General features: G+C 64.5%; 19 protein-coding genes and 1 riboswitch. Of the genes, 7 read left to right on the top strand and 12 right to left on the bottom strand.

The features are described 5' to 3' along the window. Position 1: 1 nt before the first annotated feature. From ACQY6T_RS12975 to ACQY6T_RS12955, 5 genes are all read right to left on the bottom strand, one after another. Positions 2–1,957, bottom strand: a complete 1,956-nt coding sequence (locus tag ACQY6T_RS12975; RefSeq protein WP_428631282.1) for a TonB-dependent receptor plug domain-containing protein — start codon at positions 1,955–1,957, stop codon at positions 2–4. A gap of 144 nt (positions 1,958–2,101) precedes the next feature. After that, a riboswitch (cobalamin riboswitch) is annotated at positions 2,102–2,287 on the bottom strand. A 155-nt stretch (positions 2,288–2,442) separates the two neighbouring features. Further along, positions 2,443–3,918 carry a S41 family peptidase gene (locus ACQY6T_RS12970; RefSeq protein ID WP_428631279.1) on the bottom strand — a complete coding sequence of 492 codons (1,476 nt, stop codon included), beginning with the start codon at positions 3,916–3,918 and terminating at the stop codon, positions 2,443–2,445. A gap of 100 nt (positions 3,919–4,018) precedes the next feature. Beyond that, entirely contained in the window at positions 4,019–4,771 is a 753-nt protein-coding gene (locus tag ACQY6T_RS12965) for an RlmE family RNA methyltransferase (RefSeq protein WP_428631277.1), read from the bottom strand. After that, on the bottom strand, positions 4,768–5,859 hold the full coding sequence (locus tag ACQY6T_RS12960) for a Ppx/GppA family phosphatase (RefSeq protein WP_428631275.1): 1,092 nt from the start codon (positions 5,857–5,859) through the stop codon (positions 4,768–4,770). Before ACQY6T_RS12960 ends, ACQY6T_RS12965 begins: the two co-directional genes overlap by 4 nt. Before the next feature lie 191 nt (positions 5,860–6,050). Beyond that, complete coding sequence (locus tag ACQY6T_RS12955; RefSeq protein ID WP_428631273.1) at positions 6,051–6,452, bottom strand: glycine zipper 2TM domain-containing protein; 402 nt, start codon at positions 6,450–6,452, stop codon at positions 6,051–6,053. 177 nt (positions 6,453–6,629) lie between these two features. Here ACQY6T_RS12955 and ACQY6T_RS12950 point away from each other — a divergent pair, with 177 nt between their 5' ends. Beyond that, on the top strand, positions 6,630–7,631 hold the full coding sequence (locus ACQY6T_RS12950; protein ID WP_428631272.1) for an esterase-like activity of phytase family protein: 1,002 nt from the start codon (positions 6,630–6,632) through the stop codon (positions 7,629–7,631). 38 nt (positions 7,632–7,669) lie between these two features. Here the strand turns inward: ACQY6T_RS12950 and rpmB are convergent, their stop codons facing one another. Next, positions 7,670–7,963 (bottom strand): 50S ribosomal protein L28, encoded by a 294-nt coding sequence (rpmB, locus tag ACQY6T_RS12945; protein ID WP_327475389.1) that lies wholly within the window; start codon positions 7,961–7,963, stop codon positions 7,670–7,672. Between the two features lie 140 nt (positions 7,964–8,103). Between rpmB and tadA the strand changes: the two genes are divergently transcribed. Continuing rightward, complete coding sequence (gene tadA, locus ACQY6T_RS12940; RefSeq protein ID WP_428631270.1) at positions 8,104–8,559, top strand: tRNA adenosine(34) deaminase TadA; 456 nt, start codon at positions 8,104–8,106, stop codon at positions 8,557–8,559. Here the strand turns inward: tadA and ACQY6T_RS12935 are convergent. After that, positions 8,556–9,260, bottom strand: a complete 705-nt coding sequence (locus ACQY6T_RS12935; RefSeq protein WP_428631268.1) for an NAD-dependent deacylase — start codon at positions 9,258–9,260, stop codon at positions 8,556–8,558. The genes tadA and ACQY6T_RS12935 overlap by 4 nt on opposite strands. A 118-nt stretch (positions 9,261–9,378) precedes the next feature. Here ACQY6T_RS12935 and dapB point away from each other — a divergent pair, with 118 nt between their 5' ends. From dapB to ACQY6T_RS12920, 3 genes are all read left to right on the top strand, one after another. Beyond that, positions 9,379–10,107: a 4-hydroxy-tetrahydrodipicolinate reductase gene (gene dapB / locus ACQY6T_RS12930; RefSeq protein ID WP_428631266.1), complete on the top strand. Its 729-nt coding sequence runs from the start codon at positions 9,379–9,381 to the stop codon at positions 10,105–10,107. 5 nt (positions 10,108–10,112) lie between these two features. Further along, positions 10,113–10,772, top strand: a complete 660-nt coding sequence (nth, locus tag ACQY6T_RS12925) for an endonuclease III (RefSeq protein WP_428631264.1) — start codon at positions 10,113–10,115, stop codon at positions 10,770–10,772. Positions 10,773–10,919: 147 nt separating this feature from the next. Continuing rightward, entirely contained in the window at positions 10,920–12,293 is a 1,374-nt protein-coding gene (locus tag ACQY6T_RS12920) for a M20/M25/M40 family metallo-hydrolase (RefSeq protein WP_428631261.1), read from the top strand. Positions 12,294–12,402: 109 nt separating this feature from the next. Here ACQY6T_RS12920 and ACQY6T_RS12915 read toward each other — a convergent pair whose 3' ends face one another. Then, entirely contained in the window at positions 12,403–12,996 is a 594-nt protein-coding gene (locus ACQY6T_RS12915) for a TetR/AcrR family transcriptional regulator (RefSeq protein ID WP_428631259.1), read from the bottom strand. Positions 12,997–13,029: 33 nt separating this feature from the next. Between ACQY6T_RS12915 and ACQY6T_RS12910 the strand changes: the two genes are divergently transcribed. Continuing rightward, the gene (locus ACQY6T_RS12910; RefSeq protein ID WP_428631257.1) at positions 13,030–14,211 is read left to right on the top strand and encodes an aromatic ring-hydroxylating oxygenase subunit alpha; all 1,182 of its coding nucleotides are present in this window, start codon (positions 13,030–13,032) and stop codon (positions 14,209–14,211) included. 99 nt (positions 14,212–14,310) lie between these two features. Continuing rightward, complete coding sequence (locus tag ACQY6T_RS12905; RefSeq protein ID WP_428631254.1) at positions 14,311–15,915, top strand: phytoene desaturase family protein; 1,605 nt, start codon at positions 14,311–14,313, stop codon at positions 15,913–15,915. Here the strand turns inward: ACQY6T_RS12905 and ACQY6T_RS12900 are convergent. The 4 genes from ACQY6T_RS12900 to ACQY6T_RS12885 form a co-directional block, all read right to left on the bottom strand. After that, positions 15,877–17,169 (bottom strand): APC family permease, encoded by a 1,293-nt coding sequence (locus tag ACQY6T_RS12900; protein WP_428631253.1) that lies wholly within the window; start codon positions 17,167–17,169, stop codon positions 15,877–15,879. The two genes, ACQY6T_RS12905 and ACQY6T_RS12900, sit on opposite strands and share 39 nt — an antisense overlap. Positions 17,170–17,227: 58 nt before the next feature. Continuing rightward, positions 17,228–19,684 carry a TonB-dependent receptor gene (locus ACQY6T_RS12895; RefSeq protein ID WP_428631251.1) on the bottom strand — a complete coding sequence of 819 codons (2,457 nt, stop codon included), beginning with the start codon at positions 19,682–19,684 and terminating at the stop codon, positions 17,228–17,230. Between the two features lie 152 nt (positions 19,685–19,836). Beyond that, complete coding sequence (locus ACQY6T_RS12890) at positions 19,837–21,375, bottom strand: sulfotransferase (RefSeq protein WP_428632656.1); 1,539 nt, start codon at positions 21,373–21,375, stop codon at positions 19,837–19,839. 61 nt (positions 21,376–21,436) lie between these two features. Beyond that, a complete protein-coding gene (locus ACQY6T_RS12885) occupies positions 21,437–23,041 on the bottom strand; it encodes a thioredoxin domain-containing protein (protein WP_428631249.1) in 1,605 nt (534 codons plus the stop codon). Positions 23,042–23,079: the final 38 nt, after the last annotated feature.

Here is a 23,079-nt window from a genome sequence, read left to right as displayed (position 1 = left end):
GTCAGAACCTCCCCCGAATGCCGGCATAGACGCTGCGTCCTAGCGACCCGTAGCGGAACGCGCTCATATATTGCTCGTCGAACACATTCTCGGCGCGCGCGAACAGCTTCACCGTATCCGACAGCGCGAACTCGGCGCGCAGATCGACCAGCGTGTAATCGTCGAGCCGCGTCGCATTGCTCGCATTGTCGAAACTCTTGCCCGACCAACGCACCGCCGCGCCCAAGCCCAGCCCGAAGTCAAAGGCATAGCTCACCGACGCATTGGCGGTCTGGCGCGGCCGACGCGGCAGCCATTTGCCGAAATTGGCGGTGCCGGGCGACCGGTCCTCGGCCAACACCCAGCTATAATTGCCATCGACGGTGAAGCCGCCAAGGGTCAACGCGGCCGTCGCCTCGATCCCATGCGCCTCGGCGCGCGAGACGTTCGAGTAGAAGCCCGAACGGCGCTGCCCCGGATTGCCGGGCGCAAAGCACAGCGGGTTGGTTGACGTGCCCGAACAGCTGTTGAAGATGATCTGGTTCGTCGTTCGCCGGTCGAACCAGGTCGCCCCGATCGTCAGCGCGCGGCCGAACAATTGCTGCGCGATCCCCGCTTCCCACCCCTTGGCGGCCTCGGGGTCGAGCGCGGCGTTGCCGAACTCGCTGAACAGCTGGAACAGGCTGGGTGCCTTGAACCCCTCGCCATAGCTCGCGCGCAGGATCGTCCCGGTCGGCAGCCGCCACACCCCGCCCGCGGCGAACAAGGTCTGACCGCCGAACCGGTCGTGATCGTCATAGCGGACGCCGCCATTCAGCGTCAGCCCATCGACGGGTTCGACGCTCAGCTGACCATAAGCGCTGGTGATTTCGGCCTCGCCGCGCGCGAACACGGGCAGCGGAACGCCAAGCGAGGCCGAGGGCGAGCGACTGCGGAAATCCGACCGTTCGTTCTCAATCCCGAAGATCGCGGTAACGCGGTCGCTCAGGTCGAAACCGCCCTGATATTCCCAGCGCTTGTTCTGGCCATCCGATTCGAAACTGCGCGGCCGCGCGCGATCGGGGTTGAAATTGTCCCGGTTGGTGTCGGTGTGGGCATAGGCGATGCGGTTGCGAAAGCGCCCATCGGCCAGATCGATGTTCAGACCCGCATAGGCGACCAGCTCCTTGTTCAACCCATAATCATTGCTGTCGATATTGAACCCGTCGAATTCGACCCGCCCGCTCGAATAGGTGCCGCGCACATCGACGCTGACATTGTCGGCCAGCGCCAGTTCGGCACGGCCGGAGACATTGTGGTTGCGATAGCCGTCGCGCTCGACCCCGCCGAACGCCTTGGCGTGCGACGAAATGCCGTCGGTGGTGAAACGCTGGCCGCCGATCCGCCAGCGCAGCGGGCCGGTCTTGCCGCCGATCGCGGCGCGGGCGCTGACCGTCTGGCGCGAACCCGCCTCGACGTCGAAACTGCCCTCGAGGTCTTTATCCGGCGACGCGGTGACCACATTGACGACCCCGCCGATCGCCTGACTGCCCCACAGGATCGACTGCGGTCCGCGCAATATTTCGATCCGGTCGATGTCGCCGACCAGCAGATTGGCAAAGTTGAAGCCGCCGCCGGTCGACGACGGGTCATTCAGCTTCACCCCGTCGATCACGACGACGGTGTGATCGGATTCGGCGCCGCGGATGCGCAGCGACGTCGATGTGCCATAGCCGCCATTGCGTGAGATGCTGATCGCCGGGGTGCGCAGCAGCAGCTCGGTGACCCCGATGTCCTGCGACCGGTCAATCGCGGCCTTGTCGAGCGCGGTGATCGCGGCGGGAACTTCGTCCAGCGTCAACGGCGCGCGTGTTGCGGTGACGATGATGCTGTCGCCGGCGTCGGCGACGGCGTGAGTGGTGGAAACCTCTTCGGCAAAGGCGGGGGATGACGCCGCCAGCACGGCGAGCGAAACGGACAAGCGGAATACGGGATTCATCTAGGGTAACCTCATCGACAACACCGCACGCACGCGGGATCGATGCCTTGGCCCTTTGGCGCACGACAACGTCCCCGCGCGAACGCGGTCAACTTTGTCGTCATGCGGGTTCACCCCCGTCCGCTCGGTGCACCCTGCCCGCGCGAAAGACGACGGCGACGGGCAGGTCTCCTGGCTTGCGGGTCAGCGCCGGATCGGCCGCCTTCTCGGGACTGAAAGTCCCAATGGCATTTGGCCGATAGCTCGCCGCGTACAGTTGCAGGGGCAGCCGGGGTTATCCCGTTCCCTCTTAGTCCCCGTCGCCGGGGAACCTGTCGCTTGGCGCCCGTTACATCGGTTTCGATCAGATGGTCAATCGCCGTCTGCGGCGGCGAGCGTCGTACTGACGTGACTGCCAAACCCATCGGGGTGGCGTAAGGTCGAGGGGCATCTCGACTTCGCGCGATGCGAACGGACTATTGTGGTCGGCCTAAAGCCATCCCGCCCTAGAACAGCCCGGGCATTTCGCGCTGTGCCGCGCTCGGGCGATCGGGGATCAGCATTTCGGGTTCGGCCGTCACCGACACATTTCTGGCCTGCGCGGCGGGGCCGACGCTGGCCTCGGCGATGCGCGTCGTGCAACTGCGCCCGGCGAGGAAGTCGATCGCGGCGCGCACCGACGCCTCGCGCGCGTCGCCGAGCGGCAGGCTGAGGTCGTCGTTTGCGGCGCAGCTGTTGGCGATCTTGGGCGCCAGGCCGCCATAATAATCGCTCGCGCCCGTTGCATTGCCGGTAGCAAAAGCGACGACGCGCATCCGGTCGTCGCACTCGGCCTTGTCGAGCGCGATCTGGCCGACCGGCTTGCCAAAGGTGTTGCTGCCCACCAGCGTCATATTGGTGCCGAGATAGGGCAGCATCGAATTGATCACCAGCTCGCTCGCCGACGCGGTCGATCCGGTGCCGATGAAGGCGATCCGCGTCGGCGCGATCGATTCGGGCTGCGCGGCAAAGAAATGGCGATCGTTTTCGGCCGCTTTCGAGGCGCGGAAATTGGTCTGTGAATATAGCTCGCTCGACGTGCGATTGCGCCCCAGCAGGTCGCCCATCAGCTCGGCGGTCGAAACCAGTCCACCGCCATTGTAACGGAAATCGATGATGACGTCGGTCACGCCCTGATTGCGGAAGTCCAGGAACGCCGCTCGCAGCTGCGGGTTTGCCGACGAGATGAAGGTGCGCAGGTTGATATAGCCATAGCTGCGGCCCCCCTCGGTGATGATCTTGGCCCCGTAACGGTCAGAAATCGGGTCGAGCGCATAATCGGCTTTGGCAACGGTGAGGTCGCGAGTGCCTCCGGCATCGGTAATGCGCAGAACGCGGGTGACCCCCGGATCGTTTGGCCCCAGCGCGTTGGTGATCCCCGCGGTACCTTCGGCGGCAACGATGTTGGCGATGGTACGGATGTTGCCGCTATTGGTCCCGATCCCGACGATCGCGGTGCCGCGGTCGATGCCCGCGGCAAAGGCCGGTGCGGTTTCATAGGCCTCGGCGATGATCACCCGCTGGCCCGCAGCGTCATAGGTCAGGCGAACCCCGAAACCCGCGCTCGATCCGCTGGAAAAGAAGGCGTTCTCCTCGGCGATCGAGGTGATGTAGGTGAAAAAACGGTCCTTGCCGAGCGCCCGCGCCGGTGCGACCAGCGCGTCGATATAGGCTTGGACGCTGCTGGAGCTGGCCGGATTGACCCCGCTCGCGACGTCGCTGGGGAACAGATACCATTCGTCGATCACCGCCTTGGCGAAGGTCTGCCGCGCGCCGAGGCTGCAGCCAGCGGTTGGCGTAGGGGTGGGTGACGGGGTCGGGGTGACGGTCACCGGTCCGCCGCCACCGCTGGTGCTCGAACTTCCACCACCGCCGCCACATGATGCCAGCACGAACGCCGACATCGTCAGCAGGGCAATGGATTTTCGCGACCGATGCTTCATGGACTGTCCTTGGGAATGGGCGTGAACCTCCGCCGCGTCCTTGCAGATACGGCGGTCATCGCCGTTTGTATGCATCATAAAACCGCCGGGCAAGCAGCGATCAGCGGCGGTCGTTATGGCCAGCATCGCCGTCGGTCGCACCCGTCGTTTCGTCACCAACGCTCGCGCGGCCTTTGAACCCTTGCGCGACGACGTACAGTTCGGGGGAACCCTTGCGGCTCGCCGGCGGCTTGGCGTGCTTGACCGTCGTGAAATGCCGTTTGAGCAGCGTCAACAGCACCTGGTCCGCGCCGCCCGCAAACACTTTAGCAACGAACGCGCCGCCGGGCAGCAGTGTTTGCACCGCAAAATCGGCGGCGGTTTCGGCCAGCCCGATCGTGCGCAGATGATCGGTTTGCTGGTGGCCGACGGTGTTCGCCGCCATGTCCGAAATGACCAGGTCGGGGGCGCTGCCCAGTGCCTCGATCAGCGCGTCCGGCGCCGCATCGTCCATGAAGTCCATTTCCAGGATTTCGACGCCTTCGATCGGTTCGCATGTCAGCAGGTCGATCCCGGCAACGCGCGCCCGCGGATTGGCCTTGCGCACGACCTGCGACCAGCCGCCGGGGGTGATGCCCAGATCGACGACGGCGCGTGCCTTTTTGATGAACCCGAATTTGTCGTCGAGTTCGATCAGCTTGTACGCGGCGCGCGAACGATAGCCTTCGGCCTGCGCGCGCCGGACATAGGGGTCGTTCAGCTGGCGTTGCAGCCAGCGCGTCGACGACACACTCCGCTTTTTGGCGGTTTTGACCCGCACATGCAGGCCGCCCCTACCGCTGCCGCCGCCACTTTTGCCGCTGCCGCCGCTCATTTGCGATACTCGCGCCGCGTCACGGGTACGTCGCGGCCCTGCATCGCCAAGGTGCGCAAAATGCCCTCGCGGATACCGCGGTCGGCGACGCCGACGCGCGCCGCGGGCCACAGGTCGATGATGCTTTCCAATATCGCGCAGCCGGCGACGACCAGGTCAGCACGCTCGCGGCCGATGCAGGCGATTTCGGCGCGGTCGGCGATGCTCGCATCGGCAAGGCGGCGGCTGATGTCGCGCATGGCATCGGTCGGCACGACCAGCCCGTCGACCGCACGGCGATCATAACGTGGCAGATTCAAAAAGACGCTAGCCAGCGTCGTCACCGTGCCGCTGGTGCCGAGCAGGCGAAGATCCTGTCCGGCAAATTGCACGGCGCGTTCGGCAAAGGCGGCAAAGGCGTCGCGGGTCACGTCGCGCATGTGGGAATAGGCCGCCTGACGGCCCGCCAGGCTGTCTTCGGGTAGCGGGGCATGTTCGGTCAGCGACACGACGCCCCACGGGACGCTGATCCAGTCGTGGATTTTCACGTCATGATCGGACACATCGACGTGCATCAACTCGGTCGAGCCGCCGCCGATGTCGAAGATCAGCGCCGGACCGTCGCCGGGCTCCATCAAATTGTGACAGCCCAGAACCGCGAGTTTTGCCTCTTCGGCGGCGGAAATGATGTCGAGAACGATGCCGGTCTCGCGGCGCACCCGGTCGGCGAGCTCAACGCCGTTATCGGCACGGCGGCACGCTTCGGTCGCGACGGCGCGCGACAGCGACACATGGCGGCGGCGCAACTTGTCGGCGCAGATCGCCAGTGCCGCCACGGTCCGGTCCATCGCCGCGTCGCTGATCCGGCCGCTGCCGTGCAAACCTTCGCCCAGCCGGACTATTCGGGAAAAAGCGTCGATGACGACCAGCTCGCCGTCCTGCGGCCGGGCGATCAGCAGGCGGCAATTGTTGGTGCCAAGGTCGATCGCGGCATAGCTCCGCGGACGAACGAAATTTGCGGGCCGCGAGGCGGGTTCCGCCTTGCTTCGCCCCTTCGCCGTCGGCCCGGGCCGCGGCGGTCGCCCTGATGGCGCTGCCATTTGCCGCATGGCTGGTATTACCTGTCTCTCTCACGCATCCGCCAATCGCGGATGTGCACTTGGGCAAGAACCTAGGCTTTGGCGGCGTTTAAGGCAACCCCGTCGCCTGGCTGGGCGCGCGGCGCAAAGAAAACCCCGCCCGGCGGTGGCCGGACGGGGCATGTAGGGGGACTGCAAATTATTGGAGGTCGGGACTGCCCTTAACGGCAGCCGTCATTCCCCTTGTCGATGGCGCGGCCGGCGATTGCGCCGACTGCACCGCCGATGATCGTGCCGACGGCACGGTCGCCGCGACCAGCGATTTCATGGCCGGCCAGGCCACCGGCGATTGCGCCGATGATGGTGCCGCCGGTGCCATTGTCGCACTGGCGATAATTGCGACGGTCGTTGCGATAGTTGCGACGATCGTTGCGGTAATCGCGGCGCTCGGCCTGGCGATAGTCGCGGCGATCATAACGACGATCGTTCCGATCGTAGCGAACGTCATAGCTCGAATAGCCGTCACGGTCGTAATAACCGTTCTGCGCTGCAGCGGGAGCCGCCATGCCCAGCGTCGCGGTGGACATCAGGGCGGCGATCGAGAGGGTCACCATCTTTTTCATCGTCGTTCTCCTTCTTTCGTCTTCTGCCCCTTGGGGCTGCCCGTCTGGGCGGTGGGTCGATGAAGGGGTTATGGGTGATTCGCATTGAGCCAAGCCTGAACGCGCTTGTTGGCTGCGGTTCAGCTTTGCCCCCCGCAACGCTTCCCTTTCGCGCGCCGCGGCCCTAATCCCGCGCCGATGCGCCGCCTTTTATTTGCTGCTCTGATCTTTCTCGCCATCGGGCCGGCGCCAGGAACGGTGCAGCGGTTCCCGATCGACAACCTGACCCAGCGCGCCACCGCGCGTCCGCTGGCGGTTGCGCCGCAGACCAGCGGCGCGCTGCGCTTCGTGCGTGGCTGGCATTTGACCAGTCCGCATAGCCGGTTTGGCGGGTTTTCCGGCCTCGCGCGGATAGCACCGGGCCGCTTTCTGCTGATTGGCGACAATGGCTATCGGACGCGGCTCACCCTTGATCGCAAGGGACGGCAGGTCGCCGCTGACATCGCACCCCTGCCGGTGCCCCGCGGTTGGCCCGCCCTGAAATCGATGGTCGACAGCGAATCGCTCTTTATCGATCCGGTCAAAGGAAGCGCTTGGATCGGTCTGGAACGCACCAACCAGCTGTGGAAATTCGATGCAGCCATCACGCACCTCGAGGCGCGTTACGCACCTCCTGCGATGCGTTACTGGCCGCATGGGCGCGGACCGGAGGCCATGGCGCGAATCTCCGACGGGCGGATCATCATCTTTGCCGAAGGCGGCCGCGACGATCCCTTCCAGAATCACGGGGTCATGCTCGCGGGCCTTCCCGGCATCTCGAAACAACCGTCGGCACGTTTTTTTTATGATTCGCAGGGCAAAGGCGCGGTCAGCGATGCCGCGCCGCTCCCCGACGGGCGCATCCTGCTCGTTCATCGCAAAACAGGCTGGAATCCCGTCTTCACAACGATCATCGCGGTCGTCGATCCCGCCGACATCGGTAAAGACGCCGTGGTGGAATCGCAAACCATCGGCCGCGTCCCCCGCCCGCTCGCCGAAAATTACGAAGGCGCGGCGGTCACGGTCGAACAGGGCCGCACGTGGCTGTGGCTCGTCGCCGACAATAATTTCAACCGCTGGCAGCGCAGCCTGTTGCTCCAGTTCGAACTGGTCGATCTGCCACCCAAAAAAGCGCCGGACAGCAAAAAGGCGGCCCGGTAAACCGGCCGCCTGATTGCTTTTAGCGAAGTGAACTCGACTTAAGCGGCTTTTTCAGCCAGCTTCTTAGTCACTTCCTTCTTCACCTTGCGCGCCGAAGCCGACAGCTGATCGTCGCCGGCCTTGACCAGCCAGTTGTCGAGACCGCCATTATGCTCGACGGTGCGCAGGCCATGGGTCGACACGCGCATCTTGATGCCCTTGCCCAGAGCGTCCGACAGCAAAGTCACATTCTGCAGATTGGGCAGGAAGGTGCGCTTGGTCTTGTTGTTGGCGTGGCTGACATTGTTGCCGACCATACGACCCTTGCCGGTCAGTTCGCAGATGCGCGACATGATGTTTGTCCTCGTACAAAAAATTTCGGTTCGGCGTCCGGGTGCTTCCCGCAAAACGGGGAGGGCAGGACCGGAGTGAGCCGGGAAAGGCGCGCGCTTATCGGCTTGCCGCAGATTCGTCAAGCGACTAGCGCCTGATCATGACTGCTTCGCTGTTTCCTCCCGCCATGCGCCGCGCGCTCGAACTCGCGGCAAAAGCCCGGGATTTGGGCGAAGTGCCTGTCGGCGCGGTCGTCGTCAAGGACGGCGCGATCGTCGGAGAGGGCCACAATCGTCCGCGCGAATCGCACGACCCGACGGCGCATGCCGAAATCGTCGCGATTCGCGCCGCCGCCGCCGCGCTCGGCAACGAACGGCTCGACGGCTGCGATCTGTACGTAACGCTGGAACCCTGCTCGATGTGCGCCGGCGCCATCGCCCACGCCCGCATCGCGCGGCTCTATTATGGCGCCGATGACCCAAAGGGCGGTGCCGTCGTGCACGGTCCCCGCATCTTTTCGCAATCGACGGTGCACCACCGACCGGAGGTGTATGACGGCATCGGCGCGGATGAAGCGGCGGTGCTGCTACGGGACTTCTTCGCCGCGCGGCGCTAGCGGCCCAAAACCTCATCCACCCACGTCGGTACCAGCGCGCCCGCCGGCCCATGCTGCGCTTCGTCGAACCAGTGCGACCCTTGGCTCGGCTCCATATTCAGCTCCAACGTCTGCGCTCCTGCCGCGCGGGCTTCGCGGACGAACCCCGCCGCCGGGTACACCGCACCCGACGTGCCGATCGACACGAACAGGTCGGCGCGGTTCAGCGCATGATAAATCTCATCCATCCGGTACGGCATCTCGCCGAACCACACGATATCGGGGCGCAGCATGCCGACCGCGCCGCACGCCGGGCAGGCGGGACGGTCGAGCAGCGTCCCGGTCCATGGGCTCCGCGCATCGCATGCGGTGCACCACGCATTCAAATGCTCGCCATGCATATGGATCAGCCGCTTGGCCCCGGCGCGCTCGTGCAGATCGTCGACATTCTGGGTGACGATCAGCAACTCGCCCGGCCAGGCGGCGTCAAGCCGCGCCAGCGCCGCGTGCGCCGCATTCGGCGCCTTGGTCTGGATCGCCGCGCGCCGCATGTCGTAAAACCGCAGCACCAAGTCGGGATCGCGCGCAAAGGCTTCGGGGGTCGCGACATCCTCGACGCGGTGCTGTTCCCACAATCCGCCGCCGTCGCGAAACGTGTCGATGCCGCTCTCGGCCGAAACCCCGGCGCCGGTCAGGATGACGATGTTCTGAATTTTTTCCATGCCCAACCCTATCCGTTCGCCTCGAGCGAAGTCGAGAGGCGTTTGGCGCCGGGCCAACGTGTCTCGACTTCGCTCGACACCAACGGCTAAAGGAAGGCCGCGCATCAGGGGACGGCATATGACCAGCATCGGCATTATCGGCAGCGAAGGACGCATGGGCGTCGCACTGGCCACCGCCATATCCGAAGCCGGGCGGCGGTACTGCGGCATCGACAAGGGCGGCGACATTCTGAAGCTCGCCGGCGACGCCGATGCGCTTGTCGATTTCTCTTCGCCCGCGGCGCTCGAAGCCACGCTCGACGCGTGCATCGCGGCCAGGACGCCGATCGTCATTGGCACGACCGGCCTTGAAGAACGCCATCATTATCTGATCGATCACGCGGCGGGCGAAATCGCTATCCTTCAGACCGGCAACACCTCGCTCGGCGTCACGCTGCTCGCGCATCTGGTGCGCGAGGCCGCGGCGCGGCTCGACGCCGGCTGGGATATCGAGATCGTCGAAATGCATCACCGGATGAAAGTCGACGCGCCAAGCGGTACCGCGCTGCTGTTGGGGCAGGCGGCTGCCGAAGGGCGCGGGGTCGATCTTGGCCATTTCTCCGAACGCGGCCGCGACGGCGTCACCGGCGCACGGGGTCATGGCAACATCGGCTTCGCCAGCGTGCGCGGCGGCACGGTGGCGGGCGATCATGACGTGATCTTCGCCGGCGACGAAGAAATGATCACCCTGTCGCACCGCGCCGAAAACCGCATGATCTTTGCGCGCGGTGCGGTCCGCGCGGCATTATGGCTGACCGGTCAACAGCCCGGGCGCTATACGATGCCGCAGGTGCTGGGGCTGAACTGACGGCGATGAAAAAAGCCGACATCTTCGAATTTTATCGCCGCCTTGCCGAGCTCAACCCGAGTCCCGAGACCGAGCTTCAGTTCGGCAACACCTATCAGTTGCTCGTCGCCGTCGTGCTGTCGGCGCAGGCGACCGATGTCGGGGTGAACAAGGCGACGCGGAAATTGTTCGCCGCGGTGACGACCCCGCAGCAAATGGTCGATCTCGGCGAGGAGGAGCTGAAACAGCATATCAAGACGATCGGATTGTTCAACGGCAAGGCGAAAAACGTCATCGCGCTCAGCGAAATCCTTGTCCGTGACCATGGCGGCGAAGTCCCTGCCGACCGCGACACCTTGGTCGAGCTGCCGGGGGTCGGGCGAAAGACCGCCAATGTCGTGATGAACTGCGCGTTCGGCGCCGAAACCTTCGCCGTCGACACCCACATCTTCCGCGTCGGCAACCGCACCGGGTTGGCGCCGGGGAAGACGGTGCTCGCAGTTGAAAACGCGCTGGAAAAAGGAACGCCCGGGCCGTTCCGCGTTGGCGCGCATCACTGGCTGATCCTCCACGGCCGCTACATCTGCAAGGCGCGGACGCCCGAATGCTGGCGTTGCCCGGTCGATGACCTGTGCCGGTTCAAGCCGAAAACCCCGGCGCCGAAGGCGAAGAAGATCGCGGCCTGATTTTCTATCGTCACCCCGGGCTTGACCTGGGGCCTGCCTTGTTCTGAAGGCAAAAAGGGCGGGCCCCGGGTCAAGCCCGGGATGACGGATTGCTTTCCGTCACCATATCGCTTGCGAACCCGCTCGACCGCGCCATAGTCCGCACCCATGCGCAACCTCACCGCCCCGCTCGCCCTCGCCGCCGCCTTGATCGCCGCCGCGCCCGCCCACGCCAAACCCGCCGACACCGATGTCGCGAAAAAGATTCTGATGGACAGCGTCGCGATCCCGACCGTCATGGGGCGCGGCAAGGTGCCTGAACTCGCCGCTTATTACGCCGGCGTGCTGAAGGCCGCGGGCTATGCCGACAGCGACATCGTCATCACCCCGATGGGCGAAACCGCGACCTTCGCCGCGACGCTGACCGGGACGGGCAAGGGCAAGCCGATCGTGCTGCTCGGCCATATGGACGTCGTCGAAGCCGACGCAAAGGATTGGACGCGCGACCCGTTCGTGCCCGTCGAGGAGGATGGCTATATTTTCGGCCGCGGGTCGGAGGACAACAAGTTCGACGTGTCGATGATGGTTGCCGCAATGGCGCAACTCAAGAAAGAGGGCTTCAAGCCGAAGCGCTCGATTATCCTGCTGTTGTCGGGCGACGAGGAAACCTCGATGACCACGACGCGCGCGCTCGCCGCCAAATATAAGGGCGCAGAATTCGCGCTCAACGGCGACGGCGGCGGCGGGCTGATCGGCGAAAACGGCAAGCCGCAATATTATGGCCTGCAGGCGGGCGAGAAAACCTATGCCGACTTCGTCCTTGAAGTCACCAATCCGGGCGGTCACAGCTCACGGCCATCGGACCCCAATGCCATCGTCCAACTGTCGAACGCGCTCGCCAAAATCGGCAGCTATCGCTTCGCGCCGCAACAGAATGAGCTGACCAAGATCGGTATGCCGATAGTCGCCGATCAGGTCGGCGGCGATATTGGCGCGGCGCTCAAAGCCTTTGCCGCCAACCCGGCCGATGCCAAGGCGATCGCCGCGATCCGCGCCGACCCTGAATATATTGGCCAGATCGGTACCACCTGCGTGCCGACCCTAGTCAAGGGCGGCCATGCCGAAAACGCGCTGCCCCAGCGCGCCACGGCCAACATCAACTGCCGCATCTTCCCCGGCGTCGCGGTCGAAGCGGTGCGCGCCGAACTGGAAAAGGTGATCGCCGATCCCGCGGTCAAGGTGAACACCGATCCCGACGCCAGCGCGAGCGACGCCTCGCCGCTGCGCCCCGACGTCGTCGCCGCGGTGACCAAGGCGGTCCATGCGCGCGCGCCCGGCCTGCCGATCGTGCCGTCGATGAGCGGGGGCGCCACCGACAGCTATCATTTCCGCCGCGTCGGAGTGCCGAGCTATGGCGTCGCCGGGCTGTTCTCGAAAGCGAGCGACAGCTTCGCCCACGGCCTCAACGAGCGGGTGCCGGTCGCTGCGATCGCCCCGGCGCTGGCGCATTGGGACAGCCTGCTGCGCGATTTGTCGAAGTGAGGCCGTACCCCTGCGCAGGCAGGGGTCCATCACCCGAAGTTGCGCGTTAAACTGCCGCTGGCGAAAAACCAAGGACGGGACATGGGCCCCTGCCTTCGCAGGGGCGCAGCTATTGGAGCAGCGCACCCACCGCGCGCTCGACCATCGCCACCGCCGCCTCGGCGCCGAAGCTGCCTTCATCGAGCGACAGTTCGAGCCACAGCCCGTCGACCATCGCGGTCAGCATGATCGCCATCCGCTCGGCGTCGGCCGCGCCGCACGCGACCAGCAACTCGCCCAGCCGCGCGCGGTACCCGGCGTAACTTTCCGCATGAATATTCGCCATTCGCGCATCACTTCGCGCCAGCGCCCAGAACGCCGTCCACGCCCCCAGCAGCTCGGGATCGGTCACCGGCGGGCGGAAGCTGGCGGTGAGATATGCCAGCAGCTGCGCGCGCGGATCGGGCGCGGCGACCGCCACCGCCTCAGCGAAAATCGCGTCCATCCGGTCGCTCGTCGCCTCGTAGGTCGCCGCGACCAGATCGTCGATGCCGCCGAAATAATGGCGCAGCAGCCCCGGCGACACCCCCGCTTTCGCACAGATCGCGCGGACGTTGGTCCCCGCCAGGCCATATTCGGCGAGACACGCGGCGGTCGCCTCGATCAGGTCCGCCCTGCGGGCATCGGCGCTTTCGCGCGTAAAGGCTTGGCGAGCGGGCTGCATCTTGTTATACGTTTGTACAACAAGGATCGACTCATGGCAACGCTGCGCGACACTTTCGACCACATCGACCCGCCCCCCGCCGATTCTCTGGACGGCTGGTCGCTGCCCGCCTGGACCTACAGCGATCCCGAGTTCCATGCGGTTGAGATGGAGCGCATCTTCCGCCCCAGCTGGCAGGTCGTCTGCCACGACAGCGACATCCCGAACCCCGGCGACTGGCACAGTATCGATTATTGCGGCGAAAGCGTCCTCGTCGTGCGCGGCACCGACAGCGTCGTCCGCGCTTTCACCAACGTCTGCCGTCACCGCGGCTCGCGGCTCGTCGATGGCGCTACGGGCTGCGCGAAAAAGCTCGTTTGCCCCTATCACGCCTGGACCTACGAACTCGACGGCCGCCTGACCGGCGTTCCCGACAGCGCCAGCTATCCGACACTCGACAAGGGCAAGGCGTCACTCATCCCCGTCGATCTCGAACAATGGCGCGGCTTCTGGTTCGTCCGGCTGACTGACGATGGCGGCCCCTCGGTCGCCGACATGATGGCACCCTATGGAGCGCAGGTTGCGCCTTATCGTTTCCAGGAGCTCGGCGCGCTCGGCCGCGTAACGCTGCGCCAACGCGAGGTGAACTGGAAGAATGTCGGCGACAATTATTCCGACGGCCTCCACATCGCCGTCGCGCACCCTGGCCTGACCCGCCTGTTCGGCAAAAGCTATGGCGTCGAGGCCGAGGACCATGTCGACCGCATGTGGGGCGATTTGATCGACCGGCCGTCGGTCAACTGGTCCGAGCGCATGTACCAGCGGTTGTTGCCGCCGGTGCCGCATCTGCCCGACAATAAGCAGCGCCATTGGCTCTATTTCAAGCTGTGGCCCAATGTCGCCTTCGACATCTATCCCGACCAGGTCGATTTCATGCAGTGGCTGCCGACCGGCCCGACCAGCTGCCTGATCCGCGAAATCTCCTACGTGCTGCCCGACGATCGGCGAGAGATGCGCGCCGCGCGTTACCTCAACTGGCGGATCAACCGTCAGGTGAATGCCGAGGACACGGTGCTGATTACCCGCGTCCAGCAGGGCATGCAGTCGCAAAGCTTCACCATGGGACCGCTCAGCGACAAGGAAGTGTGCCTCAAGCATTTCTGCGCCCGGATGCGCGACCTGATCCCTCAATCCCGCCTCGAACAAGCCCCGCGTGCGGGATGGAGCAAAACATGACGCTAAAATCCCCGTTCGCATCGAGCGAAGTCGAGATGCCTATCGGAAATACACGCCTTCACGGTGTCTCGACTTCGCTCGACACGAACGGAATTTGATATGACCAAGCAATATGACGCCCTGATCATCGGCGCCGGCCACAACGGCCTCGTCTGCGCTTTCTATCTCGCTAAGGCGGGGCTGAAGGTCCGCATCGTCGAAGCACGCGACGTTGTCGGCGGCGCCGCGGTAACCGAAGAATTCGCGCCGGGTTTCCGCAATTCGGTCGCCAGCTACACGGTCAGCCTGCTCCAGCCGAAGGTGATCGCCGACATGAAGCTGGTCGAGCAGGGCTACCGCGTCATCGAGCGGCCGATCAGCAACTTCCTGCCGCAGGAGGATGGTGGCTACCTCAAGCTTGGTGGCGGGCTCGAACGCACCCAAAAGGAATTCGCCCGCTTCTCCGCCCACGACGCAGCGCGCCTCCCCGCATATTACGACATGCTCGAGGGCGTCGCCGATGTGCTGCGCGACCTCGCGCTCAAATCGCCGCCCAATGTCGGCGACGGGTTCAAGACCTTGCTCGATGCCGCCCGCCAAGGGCGCGGGCTGACCAGGCTCAGCCTGTCGCAGCAGCGCGACGTGCTCGAACTGTTCACCAAATCGGCGCGCACCTTCCTCGACAGCTGGTTCGAGAGCGAAGCGGTCAAGGCTGCGTTCGGATTCGACGCGGTGGTCGGCAATTATGCCAGCCCCGATACGCCGGGCAGCGCTTATGTCCTGCTGCACCATGTGTTTGGCGAAGTGAATGGCAAGAAGGGCGCGTGGGGCCACAGCATCGGCGGCATGGGCGCGATCACCCAGATGATGGCGAAGGTCTGCACCCAGCTCGGAGTCGAGATCAGCCTTGAAGCGCCGGTGTTGCGGGTGCTGGTGGATGACGGCAAGGCGGTCGGGGTCAAGCTGGTCGGCGGCGAGGAAATCGCCGCCGCGCGCGTCATCGCCAATGTCGGCCCAAAACTGCTCTACGAACGGATGTTCGACGAAGGCGACATCGCGCCCGAATTCCAGCGCCGCATTAAGGCGTTCAAGGCGGGCAGCGGGACCTTCCGCATGAATGTCGCGCTCAGCGAGCTGCCGCGCTTTACCTGCCTCCCCGAACCCGGCGAGCATCACCAGTCGGGCATCATCCTCGCCCCGACGCTCGACTATATGGACCGCGCCTTCCTCGACGCGAAGCAATATGGCTGGTCGAAAAAACCGATCGTCGAAATGCTCATCCCCTCGACGATCGACGACAGTCTCGCGCCGCCGGGACAGCATGTCGCCAGCCTGTTTTGCCAGCAATTCGCCCCCGATCTGCCTGATGGCCGCGACTGGGATGCCGAGGAAGGCAAGGCCGCCGATACGATCATCGATACCGTCGAGGCGCACGCGCCGGGCTTTCGCGCCTCGATCGTCGGGCGCCAGATCCTCAGCCCCAAGGGGCTCGAACGCAAATTCGGACTGGTCGGCGGCGACATCATGCACGGCAATATGAGCCTCGACCAGCTGTGGTCGGCGCGCCCGGTGCTGGGCAATGGTGCCTATCGCGGGCCGCTCAAGGGACTTTATATGTGCGGTGCGGGCACCCATCCCGGCGGCGGCGTGACCGGCGCGCCGGGGCATAATGCGGCGCAGGTGATCCTACGCGACCGGGGCTTCTTTGCGCCCCGCTGGCGCTGACCGGCGCATCGCGAGATAGATGGGCAGCCCTGCGGCGGTCAGGCCGACGCTCCACAGGCCGGGTTCCCAACCCGCGCCGTAAAAGGCCCAACAACTGTATAGAAAGCCGAGGACGGTCAGCGCCACGAAGGCGGGTGACGCCTTGATCGTCCCTTCATGCTCAAGTTTGATCGCGGCAAGCGCGCCGACGATGTAAAAGATGATCGCGGTCGACGTCGTCACCAGCACCATGAATTTAAACAATTCGGCCAGCCCGCGCGAATAATTGGCATAGACCACCAGGCTGGCGAGCGTGCTCGACACGATCTGGGTAACCCACGGCACGGCAAAGCGGTTGTCGCGGGCGAAGGCGGCGGGAAGCAGGCCGCGATGCGCGAGGTCGCGCGGGATTTCGCCCTGCAACAGCACAAAGCCGTTGAGCGCGCCCAGCGCGGCGATCGCGGCGAACAGCGCGACCGCTTGCCCTGCCGACGGGCTCACCAGCGTCCCGAAAAAGGTCGCGTAGGCGGCGTTCGATCCCTCGAGCGTTTCGAGCGGCAGCAACAAGGTCACCGTCGTACATGACAGCAGATAGAGCAGCCCGGTCGCCGCGGCCGCGATCAACGTCGCGCGCGGAACTGTCCGTTCGGGGTCGCGCACCCGGTCGCCGACGACGCAACTGCTTTCAAAACCGAGTAGCGCGAACAGGGTCAGCGTTGCAGCAGTGCCGATATTGTCGAGGCTGACCGGCTTTGTGCCGATCATCGTCGGGGTCGGCGCGTCACCGGCACCCCACAGCCACAGCGCGACGAGCACCGCGCCGACGACGGGGATCAGCTTGAGCCCGAGGGTGAGCAATTGCGCCCCGCCCGCGCGGCGCACCCCCATCAGATTAACGAGGGTGAAGAGCCAGATGAAGCCGATCGCGATCAGCGCCGTCCCGGCACCCGCATTGTCCAGCGACGGCGCCAGAATCGACAAATTGCTGATCGCCGCAACCGCGAGCGTCGCGACGACGGTCCAGCAACTGATCCAGTAACTCCATGCGACGATGAAGCCTGTACCCGGACCAAAGGCCGCAGCGGCATAGGTATAGGTGGCGCTGCCGCCGGGCAGCTTTTTGGCCAATCGGGCGAAAGCGACCGCGAGGCACAGGGTGCCAGCAATCGACACCCCCCAGCCGATGACCGCATTCCAGCCGAGCGGCGCCAGATCGCGCGGGAGCAGGAACACCCCCGACCCGATCATGTTGCCCATGCCAAGCGCCACACACATCAAAAGGCCGAGCTTTTGGCCCGGCCTTTTGTGTTTGGTGAGGGTCTCGTTCAACAAACTAGAACTTGGTTCCGGCCCGCAGCCCGATCGTTCGCGGCTGGTTCACCAAAATCTGAACCCGTCCGTTGCACTGGCCGCAGTTTGACGAGCGGGCGAGCTCGGCGCGTTCGTCAAAGGCGTTTTCCAGGAACGCTTCGAGGCTGAACTTGCCGAAGTCATAACCCACGGCAAAATCGACCGTTGTCGATCCCCCGATCCGGCCCAGCTCGGTGGCCTGGGCAACCCGGATGTCGGCGCTGGCCGACCCGCGATGCGCGATCACCGATTGCAGATGCATCTCGCCCGAACCCACCGGGAAGGCATAGCGCATCGTCGCATTGCCGTTGAATTTCGGCGTGACCGGCAGGCGCGTACCTGCCGGCGCGCTGATCGAATTGCCTGCTCCGGTACAGGTGAAGGTCGGATCGTCGATTGCGCACAGATTGTTGCGCGTCTTGGCATTGGTATAGGATGCCGCCGCCGTGATCGTCAGCCCCTCGGTCGCGCGGACGTTGATGTCGGCTTCGATACCGCGAATGCGGGCATTGGGACCATTGTGGATTTCGGTGAAGCTGTTCGCGCCCAAAAACGAGAATTGGAAGCTCTTCCAACGCTGCTGGTAAATCGCCGCGTTGAGCCGTACCCGTCCGTCGGCGAGGGTCGATTTGATGCCGAGCTCGTAATTGGTCAGGAAGTCGGCGGCATAGGGCGCGACCGTCGCGCGCCGGTTGATCCCGCCCGGCCGGAACCCGCGCGACCAAGTCGCATAGGTCATCAGGTCTTCGGTCGGTTTCCAGGTCATGTTCAACTTATGCGTGAACCCGTTGTCCTTGGTGCGTTTCGGGACCAGTCCGCCGCCGACGAAATCGGCCAGATTGGTGCAGGGACCGCCGGGTACCGCCGCAGGAAGCAATGTTCCGCCCGGATTGTCGCGCAGGATTGCGCCCGTCGTCGTATAGCATCCCGCGACCCCGGTGCGCGAGCTGCCCGCGCCGTTGAACGGCGGTCCGGCCGGATTGCGGCCAAAGCCGAAGAAGCCGATCAAGCTGTTGTCGAATTTATAATAGCGCCCGCCGCCGGTCAGGGTGAGGTTCGGCAGGATGTCGAAACTGGCTTCGCCAAATGCCGCATAATCCTTGTCGACGCGCTTTTGTTCGGTCAGCCAGAGCGTTCCGGGCAGACCGTTGACCGACAGCGCCGCCGCCAGACCATCGACCTTGTAATCCTGATGAATCTCGTTGCTCTGCCGCTGATAGAACAGTCCGGCGACGATGCGGAAGCGCTCGTCCTGCGGCGATGCGATGCGCAGTTCCTGACTCGTCTTGCGGAAATGATCGGTGCCGATGATGTACTGGCGCGGGTCGATGTCGTTCCCGGCACTGTCTTCAAAGTAGAAATAGCCGGCCAGGCCGCCCGACGAGGCGTAGAGCGCGTCATAGGCCTCGGCATAATCGGTATAGTCGTTGATCTGGTACGTTTTGCGATCAAGATAGGCACCGGCATAGGTGATATCGAAATTGCCCAGCTTGCCCTCGATCGTCAGCGCCGCCTGGATGAACTTGTCGCTCCGCTGATCGGGGTTGAAGCGTTGAGTCTGAAGGTCGCCGACCCGCGGATCCTGTGAAAACACGCCGCTGCTGGTCTGCTTTTGGTAGAGCACGGTCGGCGTCACCGTCCAATTGTCGTCCAGATCAACCTTCAGCGCGGCGCGTCCGCCATAGACTTTGGCGTCGTTGAAGTCTTTTTCGACGAACGTTGCATTGTTGACCGTGATCCCACCTGGGGTCGGCAGGAAGCTACGCGTCCCGGCGACATTGTCGATATAACCCGCGTTGCGCTGGTACCAGCCGACCACGCGCAGCGCCGCCATGTCGCTGATCGGCGCGTTGATCATGCCTTCGACCCGGCCGCCGATGCCGCCGCTTTTGACGCTGTTGACCTCGCCGTCGACGCGGCCTTCAAAGCCGGCGGTGCTTGGCTTGTTGGTAATGATGCGGATTGTGCCCGCCTGCGACGAAGCGCCGTACAAAGTGCCCTGCGGCCCGGCGAGAGATTCGATGCGCGCGATGTCATAGACATGGATGTCTAGCGTGCCGCCGATCGTCGTCACCGGCTGTTCGTCCAGATAGACGCCCACACTGGGCAGCGAACCCGAATGATTGCCGTCGCCGCCGCTCGCGACGCCGCGCATATAGACCGTGGTCACCCCCGGCTGGCTCGACTGGAACGATACGCTGGGCAGCAGTTTCGAGAAATCCTCGAAATTGGTGATGTTGAGCTGGTCGAGCTTCCGCGTGCTCAGCGCTTGGATGCTGATCGGCACATTCTGCAGATTTTCTTCGCGCTTTTGCGCCGTCACGACGATCTCATCATCAATGCCGCGGTCCGTCGCCTCCTGTGCGAACAGCGCGGTCGATGACAGGATGCTCCCCGACAAGGATGCCAGAAGTAAAGCGCGGCGCGAAAAACCAGACATAGAGACCCCCCTCATGCGCCGCGCTACAGATGGTGCAGCGCAGCGATGAGTGAAGCTCTTACTATTTGTTCCCCTCGTCAATCGACGCATCGGTCATCCGGCCGTGGAGCGAACGGTTTCGACGCGAGTATGACAAAATTGCCACAATCGGTTCAGCGCGCCGCCGGATATTGCGTGAGGGCTGCGCCCAACGCATCTTTCAGCGGTTGCAGATGGGCCTCCATCGTGCGCCATTGCCCGACGCCGTCGCTGTTGATCGGCCTCCGCACCTGTTCGGAGCTGGCGGTGCGTACCGCGCGATCGTTGGTGTAGAAATGGAGGCAAGCCTCCTCGAACGGCAGGCCGAGATAAGCGAGCAGCCCGCGGACCTCCGATTCCAGATTGTCGATCACATGTTCGTGGATCACCCGATGCACCCGGCCCGGCAACACATTGTCGAAATGATTGAGCAGGTCGACATAATCCGCATAATAGCGCCCCATGTCGGACAGGCTGTAGCTGAACGCCTGACCGCGCGCGAAATGCTGTTTGAAGTTGGAAAAACAGCAATCCAGCGGATGACGGCGGGCGTCGATGATCTTCGCGTTGGGCAGGATGAGTTGGATGAAACCGACATGCAGCCAGTTATTGGGCAGCTTGTCGATATAGAAGGGTTTGTCGGTTTTCCGCTGGACCCGCGTGTCGCGCAGATATTGCTCGCCCAGCGCCCGTGCGTCGGCGCCGGTCAGCTTGGCGATCCCGCCCTGATTGCGCGCCTTGGCGAATAATTTGGGGATGTCGGGCAATTCCATCGTCCCCTCGACCATCGAATGGCTCGCCAATATCTGCTCGATGAGCGTCGACCCGGCGCGCGGCATGCCGACGATGAAGATCGGATCGGCCGCATCAGCGCCAAAATCGCTCCGTGCTTCGAAAAATGCCGGGGTGTAGAGCGTCTTGGCGTGATCGACCGCCGCGCGGGTCTGATCGGCGTCATAGTGGATCTGCGCTTTTCGGAGCGTATTGCCCTCGCCGTAATGACGGAACGCCGCGTCGGGTTCGCGGCGATCCTCATACGCCTTGCCAAGCGCGAAATGCAGGTGAAAGCGGTCGGCAGCGCTGATTTCGGGCTGGTCCAGAGCTGCCAGCATCGCGGCAAGGTCGGCATCGTCGAACGCCACCGTTTTGAGATTGGCGAGGCTCCACCACACTTCGCCGAGCGTCGGCGCCAGCGCCAGTGCGCGGCGATAGGCGGTGACTGCATCGGCCTGCCGCCCGACGGTCTTGAGCATATGGCCGTAGGACATCCAGATTTTGGGCTGTTTGACGAAGCCCTGCAGAACCTGCTCGTAAAGCGCCAGCGCCTCGTCGAACTCGCCGACGCGGCCGAGTACCGCAGCTTTCAGATTGGCATTCATCAAATTGTCGGGGTCGAGCTGTTGCAGCCGGTCGAGCTCCTCGACCGCTTCGACCGAACGGCCCTGACGATGCAGCACCGTCGCCAGATTCGACCTCGCCGCGACGAAATCCGGCGCTATCTCGATCGCGCGGCGGAGCAGATTTTCAGCATCGCCATAGCGCTCGATCCGCGCTGCCAGCTCTGCGAGCATGCGGATCGCGGCGACGTCGAACGGATCGCGCTTCAACTGTGCCTTGAGCAGCGGTTCGGCCTCGTGCAGCCGCCCTTCGTAGAGCGCGAGTGCTGCCGCCATCATCTGGGGATTGGCGACGCCGCGCGCGATTGCTTGTTGGGCGGGGTCGAACGTCACCGGGTCAGCTTGTCGCCGCGCGCGCCTTGGCGACCGCCTGTTTCAAGCCGTCATAGCCGATCTGCCCCTGGAACAGCTGATCGCCGACGATCCAGGTTGGAGTGGCGTTGAGCTGTAGCTGGGTAGCGATCGCCAGGTTGCTGTCGAGCTCACGCTGGAACAACGCCTCGTTCGCTGTCGCATCGGCGGTGCCATCGGTGACGACGCCAACCTTGGCGGCGGCGGCGGCGATCGCGGATTTATCGAGCGAGCTGGCGGCGAACATCGCGTGGTGGAACGCATCATATTTGCCTTGCCGCGCCGCCGCCAATGCCATCAGGGCGGCGTCGCGGCTTTGCGGTGCGATGATCGGGAGTTCGCGGAATACGACCTTCAGGCGTTTGTCTTCGCGGATCAACCGGTCGACATCGGGAACGCTCGCGCGGCAGAAACCGCAGGCATAATCAGTGAACACCACCAAAGTGACGTCGCCGTCGGCATTGCCCGCCCACGCCCCGGCATAGGGTTTTTCGAGCGCCGGGCGGATCGCGCCGATCGCCTTTGCGATTTCGCCATTGCGCTGCGCTTCGAGCGCCTCGGGAATGATCTGCGGGTTCGCCTTGATATAGTCGGCGACGATGGTTTCGACCTCGCTCTTGCTCATCCCGCCGCCCATGCGGCCGCCGAGCCAGAACACCGCGGCAAGTAACAGCAGGCCGCCGAACGCCATCCCCAACAGGCGTGTTGCTCCGCCGTTCATCCCGGTCCCCTTGATCTGCGGCAAGCGCGGTCCCGCCATCGCTTTGGTCGCAGCGGGCCTTTTGGGCGTCGGCGCGACCAGCGGCGAACGGTCGTCGCCTTCGGACAGGGTGGGGGTTGGCGGTGCAGCGGCCATCGCAGCGTCGCCAGCAAAGAGGGGCAGGTCTGGCGCCGACGGGTTGTTGGTGCGCGCCGCGGCTTCCTCGCGCGCGAGCAATTGTTCGAGGCCGGATGGCGGCGGTGCCAGTTCCTCGCGTGCGCTTGGCCGCAGCTTCGTTGCCGCTTCGCCGATGCTGCCCCGGATGCTTTCGGTCCCCGCTTTGGCGATATTGCCGACCCCGGCCTTGGTCCGGTCCGCGACGTCACCCAGACCGCGGCCTGCGTCGCTCGACAGTTTGGCGACCTTGTCGCCGAGCGCCATTTTGTCCCACGCTGCTCCGCTGCTTTTGGCGGCGGCGCGGCCCGCCAGCGCCGATCCACGCCCGATGGCGCGCGTGGCGCTGGCGGTGAGGGCGCCGGTCTTTGCCGCGAGTTCGCGCGCGCGGCGCGGGATTTCCATCGCTTCGACGCGCGCCGGAATATCGGCTCGGTCGCCAATTCTGATCGTCCAGTCGGCAAAGCCGTCGGCGCCATCGCGGAGCGCCTGCCATGCTCCGACCGCGCCTTCTTTCATCTGGTCTGATGTAACCACGGGTTTGCGCGGCGGCTTGTCCTCGGCAACATAGCGCGATAGGTCGATTCCGACCGGCGGTATGTCGCGCGGCTTCGCCAGACCTTCGCCCGGCGCCGTCGGCGGCAGCGGAGCAGGCGTCGGGGCCGGCTCCGCATCGCGCAGCCATGGCTGGTAATAATCGTCTTTCTTATCGGTCACTTGTCGCCCTTGTGCATCACGTTGTAGCGATGCGCCCC

Origin of the sequence: Sphingopyxis sp., assembly GCF_965279725.1 — a bacterium.
GTDB lineage: Bacteria > Pseudomonadota > Alphaproteobacteria > Sphingomonadales > Sphingomonadaceae > Sphingopyxis.
This window is presented reverse-complemented; position numbering and strand designations above follow the sequence as displayed.